This window comes from Gryllotalpicola ginsengisoli DSM 22003 (genome assembly GCF_000419445.1).
Taxonomy (GTDB): domain Bacteria; phylum Actinomycetota; class Actinomycetes; order Actinomycetales; family Microbacteriaceae; genus Gryllotalpicola; species Gryllotalpicola ginsengisoli.
In genome coordinates, this window is sequence record NZ_AULK01000001.1 from 32,845 (window position 1) to 46,050 (window position 13,206).

Consider the following 13,206-nt stretch of genomic DNA (forward strand, 5'->3'; position numbering starts at 1 on the left):
CCCGGCGCGCCGCGGTCGGCTTTCGCGGTTCCCGCGTCCGGCGGCGAACAAGTCGCCGCCTTGCAGAGCGTCTTGCGCTACTCGGATCCGCATCGCGCCACTCGGGTCCGGGTAGCGGACGGCGGATCCGAGGCGCGCAAAGCCGGCGGGCGTCGCCTACAACTTCGCGCGGCGCAAGGCGGCCAGCACGGGGCAGCCGACCAGCGCGATGCCGACCACCGTGGTGATCGCCCGCACCGTGTCCCAGGTGAGGGTCGAGGTGACCAGCGAGTACAGCGCGAACGCCGTGAGGTTGTGTCCGAGCGACGCGTGCGGGTCATACGAGATGCTCGCCCCCTCGCCGACCTGGAACGGCCAGAACCACAGGTTGAGCAGCGCGCCGACCAGCCACGAGGCGACCGCGCCGTAGCCGGCGAGCAGCACGAGCTCGCCCACCTTCGAGCGGATGCGCGGCAGCAGCCCCGCCCCCGCGGCGACCCACGCGCACGCGAACAGCTGGAACGGCAGCCACGGCCCGACGCCGCCCGTGATCACGGCCGACACGGTCATCACGACGAGCCCGAGCAGGAACCCGAACCGGGCGCCGAGGGCGCGGCCGGCGAGGATCAGCACGACGAACACCGGCTCGATGCCGCCGACGACGTCGCCCGCGACGCGAGTCGCGGCGCCGATCGCGCCCAGCACGCCGAGCAGCGCGACCGTCTTCGCGCTCGACACCTGGCCGTCGAGGGCGATGGCCAGCGCCGCCACCACGGCCGGGGCGAGCGCGAACGCCAGGTACGGCACCGCGGCCTGCGCCTGCGCGGGCAGGGCGGGGGCGAACAGCGGCCAGGCGAAGGCACCGGCGGCGAGCACGCTGCCGGCGGCGAGCGCGAGCGCGCGCCAGTCGAGTCGGGCACGGATGCCGCGCGGCGTCGTCCCCACCGCCGTCATGCCCCCACCCCCTGCGGCTCGACCAGGCGCCCGGCCACGAGGCGCAGCTCGCGCTGCGCGAGCGCCTCGGCGAAGTCGCGCTCGTGCGTGGCGAAGAGCACCGCGGCACCGCCCTCGGCCGCCCGGCGCAGGGCGCCCGCGACCTCGGCTCGCGCGGCGGCGTCGAGCCCGCGCACCGGCTCGTCCACGAGCAGCACGGCCGGGTCGGCGGCGAGCTGCAGCGCGATCGCCAGGCACACGCGCTCACCGCCGGAGAGGTCGCGCGGGTGCGTCTCGGCGAGCGGCGCCGCCCCGCGGCCGAGCAGCGTGGAGAGCAGGTCGAGGGTCGGGCGCGACGGATGCCGGCGCCGGTCGCTGCGGCGGCATTCGGCCGCGACCGAGTCGGTCACGAAGAGGTCTTCGACGACCTCGGGCACGAGGGACACGGCGGCGCGCCGTGCGCGCGGGGTGAGCGCGCGCACCTCCCGCCCGCGCACGCTCACGCCCTCGGCGCCGGAGGCGACCGCCGTCAGCAGGGACGACTTGCCCGCCCCGTTCGGCCCGGTGAGGGCGACCAGCTCTCCGGGGTGGAGCTCGAGGCCGATGCCGTCGACGGCGGTGAGCTCGCCGTGGCGCACGGTGAGGTCGTGCAGGCGCAGGGCGGGGGACCGGTCTCCATTCACGGCTGCGCCGTGAGTCGACCGACGGCCGCCGTGCTGGTCGACTCGCGCGGAGCGCGAATGGAGACCCGGGCCGCCTTGCTGGTCGACTCGCGCGGAGCGCGAATGGAGACCCGCGCCGCCTTGCTGGTCGACTCGCGCGGAGCGCGAATGGAGACCCGGCTCCTCCCGCACCACACCACCGTCCCGGATGGCCAACCACCCGTCCGCGACATCCCGGAACCACGCCGCCCGGTGCTCGGCGACCAGCACGCACACCCCGGCGTCGTGGGCGAGCGCGGCGAGGGCGGCGACGACGCGCGGGCGCGCCGTCTCGTCGAGCTCGGCGAGCGGCTCGTCGACGAGCAGCAGCGTCGGGTTCTCGATCACCGCCGCCGCCAGCGCCACGAGCACCGCCTCGCCGGCCGACAGCGCGCCGATCGGCCGCTCCAGCAGCCCCGCGACGCCGAGCCGCCCGGCGACCTCGCGCACCCGCGCCGCGACGATCACCGGCGCGACGCCGCGCAGGGCGAGCGCGAAGCCCAGCTCCTCGGCGACCGTCTCGCCCACGAACCTGTCCCGCACCCGCTGCCCGACCGCGCCGACGAACCCGGCCGTCTCCCGCGGCGGCACCGCCGCGCGGTCGAGGTCGCCGACCTGCAGCAGCCCGGTCTGGGAACCGCCGTCGACGTGCTGGAACAGGCCCGACAGGGCGTCGAGCACGCTCGACTTGCCCGAGCCCGTCGGCCCGGTGAGCACGGTCAGGGTGCCGGGCGTCAACTCCAGCTCGGGCAGGGCCAGCGTCCAGCCGGGGCGGTGCAGCGCGGCATCCGTCGCCCGCACAGGCGTCTCGCAGCGGCCCTCGAGGCGGCGCTCGGCGGCGAAACCGCGCAGCTCCAGCGCGGCGGCGAGCCCGACCGCCCGCTCGATGGCGCCCTCGAGCACGGGAACGAGGGTGCTCGGCCCGGGCCGCTCGCCGCGCAGCCGCGCCGCGCGCGCCGCCCGCCGTACCGCGAGGCCCAGCGCCGGCACCGTCTGCCAGGCGATCACGAGCGCGCGCGCCAGCGACCGGACGGGTCCCCGCCGGGCTGCCGCCGCGAAGAACGGGCGAACGTCGACGAGGGCGTTCAGCACGCCGAAGCCGAGGATCGCCGCGGCGAACGGCAGCGCCGAGAGCGCCGCTGCGGCCAGCCCGCCGCCGGTCACGGGCCCGAGCAGCGCCACGCCGCTGAACGGCGCCGGCAGGGTGACGAGCGGGAGGTCGAGCAGCAGCGCGCCGTCGCCGCCCGCGCCCGCGAACAGCGCGCGGTACAGCACCCGGGAGACGAGGAACACCGCCGCGAGCACCGCGGCCTGGCGCAGCGGGGCGGGCCGGAAGCGCACCGCTAGCCCTCAGGCGGCGTCGTGTCCGACCCGGTGGTGAACTTGAGCCCCAGCGACTGCCCGGGCTTCAGCTTCTCGCTGTCGATGCCGTTCTGGGCATACGCCCACGTGCCGGTGGCCGAGTCGCGCACCCAGAGGGCCCAGTACGCGAATGCGGCGGGCATGTCCTGGCACTTCTCGGTGTACGAGCCGTGCCCCGCGACCGCGATCGGCGTCGACGCGTCCGGCTCCCCGTCGACCCGGCAGATCACCTGGGTGGGGTACTTGGTCGTGCCGGCGGTCGTGACGTCGAGATCCTTCAGCACGGATGCCGCGGTGACCGTTCCCGTGACGGGGTCGCACGCGTTCAGATCGGGATGGTCGAGCACGCCGAACTGCACCGTGACGAACACTCCGGTGCAGTCGGCCGCCGTGGTGACCGCCGGGGTCGAGCTCGCGGAGGGGGCGTCGGAGCCGCCGGACCCCGCGTTCCCGCTGGAGGAACACCCGGTGAGGGCCGCGGCGAGGGCGGCGGCGGCGAGCAGGGTCGGCAGGGCGCGGCGGTGCATGGGGTCAGCGTACTGATCGCGGGGCGGCGCCCGGCGCAGATGACGCCGCGCGACGTCACCCCGGCCCGGGGGACGCGCTGCCGACCTGCTGCGTCACCTCGGCCGCCGCCGTGACCATCTCGCCCAGAGAGGTGTTCTCGGCCGTGCGCCGCTGCCAGTCGGCGCCCGTGCCCTCGTCGATCACGCGGCGCAGCTCGGCCTCCGCGAACGCCTCGTCCCCGTAGTCGGTGAGCGCCGGCCGCACGTGCTCCAGCAGCCGCTCGAGCACCCCGGCGGCCGGCCGCGGCACGCCCTCGACGGGGTCGACGAGCTCGCCGCGCACCCCGTCGATCGCCGCCTTCCAGGTGGCCAGCCGCAGCGTCGACGAGCGCGTGCCGGGGGCGGGTTCGCCCGCGGCCCACTCGCGGGCGGCCGTCTCGACGAGTCCGCGCGACAGGGCGGCGATGAGCGCGGCATCCGTCTGCTTGAGGCAGATGTCGGCCACCCTGATCTCGACCGTCGGGTGGTTTCGCGACAGCCGCGCGTCGAAGTAGACCATGCCGTCATCGATGAGCACGCCGGTGCGGCGCATCTCGTCGAGCAGCTCGTCGTAGGCGGCGGCCGAGCCGAGCACCTCGAGCGGGCCCGAGGTCGGCCACTGCCGCCACGCCACCGTGCGGTAGCTCGCGTGCCCGGTGTCCTCGCCGGCCTTGAACGGCGAGTTGGCGCTCACGGCGACGAGCAGCGGCAGCCACACCCGGATGCGGTCCAGGACGCCGACGCCCTCCTCGGGCGAGTCGATCGACACGTGCACGTGGCAGCCCATCGTGAGCGCGTCGCGGGTGACGGTGCCGTAGCGGCGCGTCATCTCGAGGTACCGCTCGTGCGGCATCAGGTGCGGCTGCACCGGCAGGGGAGCAGTGGCCAGGGCCGCCGCCCGCGCACCCATCAGCGCCGCCACCCGGTCGGAGCTCGCCCGTCCCTTGGCGATGGCGGCGCGCAGGCCGTCGAGCGTCTCCTGCGGGGACGACACCGCCTCGAGCATCTCCTGCTGCAGTTCGGCCGTGAGCTCGACGGCGGGGGAGATGAGCGGCGGCACGGCCCCGTCGGCGCGGTCGAGCAGGGCGCTCGCCACGGCGATCGGATGCCCCGACCCCGCGTCGACCAGCAGCAATTCCTCCTCGACGCCGAACTTCCTCACGCCGTGCGCCATTCGTCGCCGGTCAGGTGCGACCCGGCCTGGGGCCCCATCTGCAGCATTCCGCCGTCGACGGTCCACGACGCGCCGGTCACATAGGAGGCCTCGGGGGAGGCCAGGAACGCGATCACCGCGGCGACCTCGTCGGGTTCACCGGGCCGGCCCACGGGGATGCCGGGGCGCCGGGTGCGCCGCGCATCCTCGGCCGAGGCGTCGTTCATGGGCGTGCTGATCTCACCCGGCGCGACCGAGTTGGCGGTGATGCCGTGCTCGCCGAGCTCGAGGGCGAGCACCTTCATCAGGCCGCCCAGGCCGTGCTTGGCCGCGGCGTAAGCCGCGAAGCCGACGCGCGGCTGGTGCTCGTGCACGCTCGTGACCGCGATGAGCCGGCCGCCGCGGCCCTGGTCGACCATCAGCCGGGCCGCCCGCTGCAGGCACACGAACGCGCCGTCGAGGTCGGCGAGGATCGTCGAGCGCCAGGTGTCCCAATCGGTGTCGAAGAACGCCGGTCCGCCGTTGATGCCGGCGTTGTTCACGAACACGTCGAGGCCGCCGAGCCGGCCGGCCAACTCGTCGACGACGTCGCCGCAGCCGGGCGCATCCGTCGTATCGAGCCGGGCGGTGACCGCCTGCGCGCCCTGCTCGCGCACGAGCCGCGCGGTCTCCTCGGCGCCGTCCTCGTCGCTGTGCCAGGTGATGCCCACGTCGTGCCCGGCGCGGGCGAGGGCCACGGCGGTGGCCCGCCCGATGCCGGAGTCGGAGCCGGTGACGATCGCTTTCCTCTCGCTCATATCGGGGACGGTGCCCGAGCCCGCGGCGGGTGATGCATCGCGCTATTGACTGCGGGTCAGTAGTATGGCGCCGGGATCGACGAGGATCGAAGGGGGATGCGATGGGCCGTCACTCGTCCGCGTTCGACCACGACGTCGTGGTCGTCGGGTCGGGATTCGGGGGATCGGTCGCCGCGCTGCGGCTGGTCGAGAAGGGCTACGACGTGCTCGTCTACGAGGCGGGCCGCCGCTTCGCCGACGACGAGTTCGCCACGACCAGCTGGGATCTGCGCCGCTACCTGTGGGCGCCGGCGATCGGATGCTTCGGGCCGCAGCGCATCCACAAGCTGCCCGACGTGCTGCTGCTCGCCGGCGCGGGCGTCGGCGGCGGCTCGCTCAACTACGCCAACGTGCAGTACGTGCCGGGCGAGGCGTTCTTCCGCGACCCGCAGTGGGGCGGCATCACCGATTGGCGGGCCGAGCTCGCGCCGCACTACGAGACCGCCAAGCGGATGCTCGGCACGGTCGAGCGCTACCCCTACGAGGGCGCGGCCGAGCGGGTGATGCGCCGCGTCTCGGTGCAGCTCGGGGTGCCGCACACCTTCCGGCCGACGCCCGTCGGCGTGTACTTCGGCCCCGAGGGCGCCGAGACGCGAGGGGTCACCTCGCCCGACCCGTTCTTCGGCGGCGAGGGCCCCGCGCGCACCAGCTGCACGCTCTGCGGCAACTGCATGGTCGGCTGCCGCGTCGGCGCCAAGAACACCCTGGTGAAGAACTACCTGTGGCTCGCCGAGCGCCGCGGTGCCGTGATCGAGCCGCTGCGCACCGTGACCTCGGTGCGCCCGCTGCCCGGCGGCGGCTACGCGGTCACCACGCGGCGGTCGGGCGCCTGGCCCGGTGCCGCAGACCGCCGCACCGTCACCGCCGAGCAGGTGGTGTTCGCCGCAGGCGCCTGGGGCACCCAGCGGCTGCTGCACACGCTCAAGGAGCGCGGCGAGCTGCCCGGCCTCTCCGACGCGCTGGGGAAGCTGACGCGCACCAACTCCGAGGCCCTCGACGGCGCGATCGCCGTGCGCGTGCCCGACGCGGACCTCACCGAGGGCGTCGCGATCACCACGAGCCAGTACGTCGACGAGGTCACCCACGTGCAGAACGTGCGCTACGGCAAGGGCTCCGACGCGCTGATGCTGCTCGTCACGGCGCTCGCCCCGGGCGGCGGTCCCGTGGGGAAGAGGCTCGGGTACCTGGCGCGGCGCTGGTTGCGGCATCCGATCACCGAACTGCGCGCGAGCGTGCCGTTCGGGGCGACCCGGCGCGGCATCATCGCGCTCGTCATGCAGAGCCTCGACAACTCGCTCACCGTCTCGGCCAGGCGCGGGCTGTTCGGGCGGGTGCGGCTGACCAGCAGGCAGGGCGACGGCGAGGCGAACCCCACGTACCTGCCGCAGGCGCACCGGGCGACGCAGGCGATGGCCGAGCAGCTGACCGCCGAGACCGGCGTGCCCGCGCTGCCCCGCGGCACCTGGCTCGAGCTCTTCGGGGTGCCGCTGACCGCGCACTTCCTCGGCGGCGCGGTGATCTCCGACCACCCGAGCCGCGGCGTCGTCGACCCCTATCACCGCGTCTGGGGGTACCCCGGCCTGCACATCGTCGACGGATCGACCGTCTCGGCGAACCTCGGCGTGAACCCGGCGCTCACCATCACCGCCCAGGCCGAGCGGGCGTTCTCGCTGTGGCCCGCGCGCGGCGAAACCGACCGGCGCCCGCCGCAGGGGACGGGGTATCTGCGGCTCGACCCGCAGCCGGCCGGCTCGGGCGGAGATCTTGGCCGAACCGTTACTTGACGCTGTGCCGGCCGCGGAGCAGAGTGATCGGCGGATCAACGAGGATCCGGGGGATTGCGCGAGACCCGACGCGGAACGACGGCGTGATCACAACGGAGTGGTCGCCGGCCCCTCGGCCATCGGTCGCACGGCGCGAGCGCACGTCTTCGAAGCGGGGGGTGCTTCGAAGATGCTCGCGCGCCCCGCGCCCGCGCCGTCCGGTGTTCAGGCGCCCGCCGGCACGGCGGCGAGCTGCGGCTTCAGCTCCCGGGCGAAGAAGTCGATGAACCCGTCGGGGTCGTCTCCCGCGTTCTGCAGCACGAGGTGGTCGAAGCCCGCCTCGGCGTAGGTGGCGATCGCCTGCAGGTGCTTCTGCGGGTCCGGTCCGCAGGCGAACTGCTGCGCGACGTCCTCCGGTCGCACGGTGCCCGACGCGGCCTCGAAGTTCACCGGGTTCGGCAGCTCGCTCATCACCTTCCACCCCGACAGCGCCCACTTCGCGTTCGTGAAGGCGGCCTCGACCGCCTCCTCCTCGCTCGGACCCCACGCGAGCGGCACCTCGGCGAACAGCGGTCCGTTCCCGCCGCGCTCGCGGAAGCCGGCCACGAGCTCGCGGCGCGGCTCGACCGCGAACAGCCCGTCGGCGAGTTCGGCGGCCAGGCGCACGGATGCCTCGCCGCTGACCGCGACCGCGATCTCCGGCAGCCTCTCGGGCAGGTCGAAGACGCGGGCGTCGTGGAGCTGCAGGTGCCGGCCGTCATAGCTGTGGTAGCCGCCCCGCCAGAGCAGCCGGATGATCTCGATCGCCTCGCGCAGCCGCTCATGCCGCACCCGGGCCGAGGGCACCGGGCCGACGATGTGCTCGTTCAGGCTCTCGCCCGCGCCGAGCCCGAGCGTGAACCGGCCGTCCGACACCAGCTGCAGGGTCGCGGCGGCCTGGGCGATGATCGCCGGGTGGTAGCGCATCGACGGGCAGGTCACGCCGGTGGCGAGGCCCAGCCGTTCGGTCTTCGCGGCGATCGCGCCGAGCACCGTCCAGGCGAACGGCGAGTGCCCCTGCGACTCGAGCCACGGGTGGTAGTGGTCGCTGATCTCGACGAAGTCGAAGCCGGCCTCCTCGGCGCGCACCGCCTGGCGCACCAGCTCGGCGGGGCCGAACCCCTCGGCCATGAGCTTGTAGCCGTATCGCATTGCCGCATCCTCCTCTGCTCGATCTGCACCCCGCACCGGCGTGTCCCGTTAGCGCCGCCGCGGGCGGGGGAACCCACGCAACGAGGAGATACCCACCCCACCAGGAGGAGGAACCATGGCATCGAACGACGAGCCGATCGACATCCCCGGCGCCCCCTCGTCGGAGGAACCGGCGTTCGCCGAGCCGACGGAGCCTCGCGAGCCGCTGCCGCCGAAGCCGGACCAGTCCGGGCCGCAGACGCGCACGCCGACGGGTGCGGCGAGCGGGCTGCCCCCGGCATCCGTCGCCCAGCAGGGCGCCCACCTGACCACGGCGCAGGGCGCGCGCCTGCGCGACACCGACCACTCGCTCAAGGCGGGGCGGCGCGGCCCCGTGCTGCTGCAGGACCACCACCTACGCGAGAAGATCACCCACTTCGACCACGAGCGCATCCCCGAGCGGGTCGTGCACGCCCGCGGCGCGGCCGCGCACGGGCACTTCGAGGCCAACGGGGCCGCCGAGCCGTACACGAAGGCCGCGTTCCTCAAGGCCGGCGCCGTCACCGACACCTTCGTGCGGTTCTCGACCGTGCTCGGCTCGCGCGGCTCGGCCGACACGGCGCGCGACACCCGCGGCTTCGCGACGAAGTTCTACACGAGCGAGGGCGTCTACGACCTGGTCGGCAACAACATCCCGGTGTTCTTCATCCAGGACGCGATCAAATTCCCCGACATCATCCACGCCGCCAAGCCGCACCCCGACCGCGAGATCCCGCAGGCGCAGTCGGCGCACGACACCTTCTGGGACTTCGTCTCGCTGCACACCGAGGCGCAGCACCACACGATCTGGAACATGTCCGACCGCGCCCTGCCGCGCTCGTACCGGATGATGCAGGGCTTCGGCATCCACACCTTCCGGCTGATCAACGAGGAGGGCGTGACGAGCCTGGTGAAGTTCCACTGGAAGCCGCGGCTCGGCGTGCACGGCACCACCTGGGAGGAGGCGCAGCTGCTGGCCGGGAAGGACCCCGACTTCCACCGTCGCGACCTGGCCGACGCGATCGAGGCGGGCGCGTACCCGCAGTGGGACTTCGGCATCCAGGTGTTCCCCGACACGGAGGACCAGATGTTCGCCGGCATCGACCTGCTCGACCCGACCAAGATCGTGCCGGAGGAGCTCGCGCCGGTGCAGCTCATCGGCACCATGACCCTCGACCGCAACCCGAGCAACTACTTCGAGGAGACGGAGCAGGTCGCCTTCCACCCCGGCCACCTCGTGCCCGGCATCGACGTGACGAGCGACCCGCTGCTGCAGGGCCGGCTGTTCTCCTACCTCGACACGCAGATCACCCGGCTCGGCGGCCCCAACTTCGCGCAGCTGCCGATCAACCGCCCGCACGCCGAGGTGAACGACATGCTGCGCGACGGCATGCACCAGACCGCGGTGCACTCGGGCGTCGCCCCCTACCACCCGAACTCGCTCGACGGCGGCTGCCCGTTCCCGGCGATGCTCGAGCAGGGCGCCTTCGTCGACGTGCCGCAGCACATCCCGGAGGACGTGGTCACCCGAGAGCAGCCCGCGAGCTTCGACGACCACTTCTCGCAGCCGCGCATGTTCTACCGCTCGCTGAGCGAGGTGGAGCGGATGCACGTGCAGCAGGCCTACGCGTTCGAGCTCGGCAAGTGCTACGAGCAGACCATCAAGGAGCGCCAGCTGCAGGCGCTGGCGAACATCGACCGCGAGCTGTGCGCGGCCGTCGCCGACGCGCTGGGCCTGCCCGCGCCCGAGCCCACCGAGCAGGTCCCCGACGTCGACCCCAGCCCCGCGCTGCGCATGGTGAACGACGCGACCTGGCCGATCGACGGGCGCATGGTCGGCATCGTCGTCGACGACGAGACGGATGCCTCGCAACTCGGCTCCGCCCGTCAGGCGCTGCACGCGCAGGGCGTCACCCCCGTGGTCGTCGCGCCGCACGGCGGCACGGTCGCCGGCGTCCCCGTGCAGCGCAGCTTCCACACCGCCACCAGCGTCGAACTCGACGCGCTCGTGGTGCTCGCGCCCGCGGTGACGCAGCAGGTGCTCGAGCTGCTGCGGGAGGCGTTCCGGCACGGCAAGGCGATCGCCCTCGCCGAGGAGGCGCAGCCGCTGCTCGGCGCGGCCGGGATCCCGGAGCAGGCGCCCGGCGTGGTCGTCGGCGACGCCGACGCCGCCGTGGCCGGAGTGCTCGCGCTGCTGCCGGCGCACCGGGTGTGGGAGCGCGAGCTGGTGCAACACTGAATGAAGGGGAAGGACGCAGTGGAGAGCGAGGGAGGTCTTCGATGACGACGGCGTCGCAGCAGGTGGGGGATGACGGGACCGTTCGCAGCCTGGTGCCGGCCCGGGTGGACCGGCTGCCGTGGACCCGCTTCCACTGGTCGGTCATCTTCGGGCTCGGCATCTCCTGGATCCTCGACGGGCTCGAGATCCAGATCGTCGCGTCGAACGGATACGCCGACACCCTGCACCTGTCCAGCGCGGAAGTCGGCGTCGTCGGCACCGTCTACCTCGTCGGCCAGGTCGTCGGCTCGCTCTACTTCGGCTGGCTCTCCGACCGGCTCGGCCGCAAGCGGCTGTTCATCCTGACGCTCGCGATCTACCTGGTCGGCAGCGGCATCGCCGGTTTCTCGTTCTCCTACTGGTTCCTGCTGATCTTCCGCTTCGTCGCCGGGGCCGGCATCGGCGGCGAGTACGCGGCGATCAACTCCGCCATCGACGAGCTCATCCCGTCGAAGTACCGGGGCCGCGTCGACATCGCCATCAACGGCACCTACTGGGGCGGTGCGGCGCTCGGCGCCGCGGCGAGCCTGCCCCTGTACGACGCGAACCTGATGGATCAGGACTGGAGCTGGCGCATCGGCTTCTGGATCGGCCCGGTGATCGGCCTGATCATCATCTACCTCAGGCGCCACATCCCCGAGAGCCCCAGGTGGCTGGTCACCCACGGCCGCGGCCACGAGGCCGACGCGACGATCGACGACATCGAGCAGCGGGTGCGCTCCGAGAGCGGCGAGCTCACCCCGGTGTCGGACTCGGAGGCGATCGATCTGAAGCCCATCGAGTTCGTGCCGCTGCGCGTGATCGGCCGGGTGCTGTTCAAGGAGTATCCGAAGCGCACGATCACCGGCGCGGCGATGATGATCACGCAGTCGTTCCTGTACAACGCGATCTTCTTCACCTACGCGCTCGTGCTGCAGAACTTCTACGACATCCCCCGCGACACGGTGCCGTACTTCTTCTTCCCCTTCGCGATCGGCAACCTGATCGGCCCGCTCGTGCTCGGGCCCCTGTTCGACACGATCGGGCGCCGGAAGATGATCTTCGCGACGTACGTGCTCTCGGGTCTCGTGCTCGCGGTCTCGGCCATCCTTTTCCAGGCCGGGGCCCTCAGCGCCGTCACGCAGACGATCTTCTGGTGCGTCGCGTTCTTCTTCGCGTCGGCGGGCGCCTCGAGCGCCTACCTCACGGTCAGCGAGACCTTCCCGCTCGAGATCCGCAGCCAGGCGATCTCGTACTTCTTCTCGGTCGCGCAGATCTTCGGCTCCATCGCCCCCACCGTCTACGCGGCGATGGTCGGCGACGGCTCGGCGCGCGGGCCGCTCACCGTCGGGTACTTCCTCGGCGCCGGCATCATGATCGTCGGCGGCATCGTCGCGATCATCTTCGGCACGGATGCCGAGCGCCGATCCCTCGAGACCGTGTCGGCCCCGATCACCCTGGCCCACCGGGTCGTGAAGTAGCCCGGCGGCTCGGCGTCGGTCATGCGGGCCAGGCGGGGGGCCAGGATGGAGGGGTGAAGAAGCTCTCCCTGCCCCAGACCGACCTGACCGTCTCCAACCTCATCCTGGGGCTGATGCGCATCACGGAGCTCTCCGACGAGGAGATCCGTGCCCTGTTCGCCGCCGCGCGCGAGGTGGGCATCGACTTCTTCGACCACGCCGACGTGTACGGCGGGAAGCCGCACTACTGCGAGCAGCGCTTCGGCGACGCCATCCGGCTGTCCCCGTCGGAGCGCGAGGAGGTGGTCATCCAGACCAAGACCGGCATCCGCCCGGGGTACTTCGACTTCTCGAAGGAGCACATCCTCGAGTCGGTCGACGCCTCCCTTGCCGCGCTGCGCACCGACTACCTCGACGTGCTGCTGCTGCACCGCCCCGATGCCCTCGTCGAGCCGGAGGAGGTCGCGGCGGCGTTCGACGAGCTCGAGTCCGCGGGCAAGGTGCGCCGCTTCGGGGTCTCGAACCACACGCCCGGCCAGATCGAGCTGCTCAAGAAGTACGTGAGGCAGCCGCTGCCGTTCAACCAGGTGCAGCTGTCGATCACCCACGCGCCGCTCATCGCCGCGGGCGTCGCCTCCAACATGCAGGGCCTCGACCAGTCGATCTCGCGCGACAACGGCCTGCTCGACTACTCGCGCCTGAACGACATGACGCTGCAGGCGTGGTCGCCGTTCCAGAAGCAGTTCTTCAACGGCGTCTTCCTCGGCGACCGCGAGGAGTACCCGGAGCTCAACGACGCGATCGACGAGCTCGCCGCGAAGTACGAGGTCACCCCGACCGCGATCGCCGTCGCCTGGATCACCCGACACCCCGCGGACTTCCAGGTCGTGCTCGGCACGACGAAGCCCGAGCGCGTGCGCGAGGCGGCGGCCGGCAGCGACCTCCCGCTCACCCGCGAGGAGTGGTACCGCCTGTTCACGGCGGCGGGGTATCTCGTCCCCTGAGCCG

At 72.9% G+C, this 13,206-nt stretch carries 10 protein-coding genes; 4 read left to right on the forward strand and 6 right to left on the reverse strand.

Going from position 1 to position 13,206, the window contains the following annotated elements; all coding sequences use genetic code 11:
- Positions 1–156: 156 nt before the first annotated feature.
- The 5 genes from H563_RS17155 to H563_RS0100150 are packed head-to-tail and all read right to left on the reverse strand — an operon-like array spanning position 157 to position 5,470.
- Positions 157–933 carry an ECF transporter S component gene (locus tag H563_RS17155; RefSeq protein ID WP_051142577.1) on the reverse strand — a complete coding sequence of 259 codons (777 nt, stop codon included), beginning with the start codon at positions 931–933 and terminating at the stop codon, positions 157–159.
- Positions 930–2,954, reverse strand: coding sequence for an ATP-binding cassette domain-containing protein (locus H563_RS17035; protein WP_051142578.1), 2,025 nt, complete (start codon positions 2,952–2,954; stop codon positions 930–932). Before H563_RS17035 ends, H563_RS17155 begins: the two co-directional genes overlap by 4 nt.
- A 2-nt stretch (positions 2,955–2,956) precedes the next feature.
- Positions 2,957–3,502 (reverse strand): hypothetical protein, encoded by a 546-nt coding sequence (locus tag H563_RS0100140; protein ID WP_022880599.1) that lies wholly within the window; start codon positions 3,500–3,502, stop codon positions 2,957–2,959.
- A 55-nt stretch (positions 3,503–3,557) separates the two neighbouring features.
- Positions 3,558–4,682: a carboxylate-amine ligase gene (locus H563_RS14260; protein WP_081416116.1), complete on the reverse strand. Its 1,125-nt coding sequence runs from the start codon at positions 4,680–4,682 to the stop codon at positions 3,558–3,560.
- A complete protein-coding gene (locus H563_RS0100150) occupies positions 4,679–5,470 on the reverse strand; it encodes an SDR family oxidoreductase (protein WP_022880601.1) in 792 nt (263 codons plus the stop codon). The genes H563_RS14260 and H563_RS0100150 overlap by 4 nt, the downstream gene beginning before the upstream one ends.
- 101 nt (positions 5,471–5,571) lie before the next feature.
- Between H563_RS0100150 and H563_RS14265 the strand changes: the two genes are divergently transcribed.
- Positions 5,572–7,293 (forward strand): GMC oxidoreductase, encoded by a 1,722-nt coding sequence (locus tag H563_RS14265; RefSeq protein WP_022880602.1) that lies wholly within the window; start codon positions 5,572–5,574, stop codon positions 7,291–7,293.
- A 204-nt stretch (positions 7,294–7,497) separates the two neighbouring features.
- Here H563_RS14265 and H563_RS0100160 read toward each other — a convergent pair whose 3' ends face one another.
- A complete protein-coding gene (locus H563_RS0100160; RefSeq protein WP_022880603.1) occupies positions 7,498–8,463 on the reverse strand; it encodes a TIGR03557 family F420-dependent LLM class oxidoreductase in 966 nt (321 codons plus the stop codon).
- Positions 8,464–8,578: 115 nt separating this feature from the next.
- Here H563_RS0100160 and H563_RS0100165 point away from each other — a divergent pair, with 115 nt between their 5' ends.
- Genes H563_RS0100165 through H563_RS0100175 form a run of 3 tightly spaced genes read left to right on the forward strand, consistent with a single transcriptional unit; the run spans position 8,579 to position 13,202 of the window.
- A complete protein-coding gene (locus H563_RS0100165; RefSeq protein ID WP_022880604.1) occupies positions 8,579–10,720 on the forward strand; it encodes a catalase in 2,142 nt (713 codons plus the stop codon).
- A gap of 41 nt (positions 10,721–10,761) precedes the next feature.
- A complete protein-coding gene (locus H563_RS0100170) occupies positions 10,762–12,219 on the forward strand; it encodes an MFS transporter (protein WP_033209082.1) in 1,458 nt (485 codons plus the stop codon).
- 53 nt (positions 12,220–12,272) lie between these two features.
- Positions 12,273–13,202, forward strand: coding sequence for an aldo/keto reductase (locus H563_RS0100175; protein WP_027478913.1), 930 nt, complete (start codon positions 12,273–12,275; stop codon positions 13,200–13,202).
- Positions 13,203–13,206: the final 4 nt, after the last annotated feature.

Bases quoted from the DNA above. Each gene is read 5' to 3' on its own strand.
- H563_RS0100160 (WP_022880603.1), bottom strand. From the start codon at position 8,463: ATGCGATACGGCTACAAGCTCATGGCCGAGGGGTTCGGCCCCGCCGAG.
- H563_RS0100170 (WP_033209082.1), top strand. From the start codon at position 10,762: ATGACGACGGCGTCGCAGCAGGTGGGGGATGACGGGACCGTTCGCAGC.
- H563_RS14265 (WP_022880602.1), top strand. From the start codon at position 5,572: ATGGGCCGTCACTCGTCCGCGTTCGACCACGACGTCGTGGTCGTCGGG.
- H563_RS17155 (WP_051142577.1), bottom strand. From the start codon at position 933: ATGACGGCGGTGGGGACGACGCCGCGCGGCATCCGTGCCCGACTCGAC.
- H563_RS0100150 (WP_022880601.1), bottom strand. From the start codon at position 5,470: ATGAGCGAGAGGAAAGCGATCGTCACCGGCTCCGACTCCGGCATCGGG.
- H563_RS0100140 (WP_022880599.1), bottom strand. From the start codon at position 3,502: ATGCACCGCCGCGCCCTGCCGACCCTGCTCGCCGCCGCCGCCCTCGCC.
- H563_RS0100165 (WP_022880604.1), top strand. From the start codon at position 8,579: ATGGCATCGAACGACGAGCCGATCGACATCCCCGGCGCCCCCTCGTCG.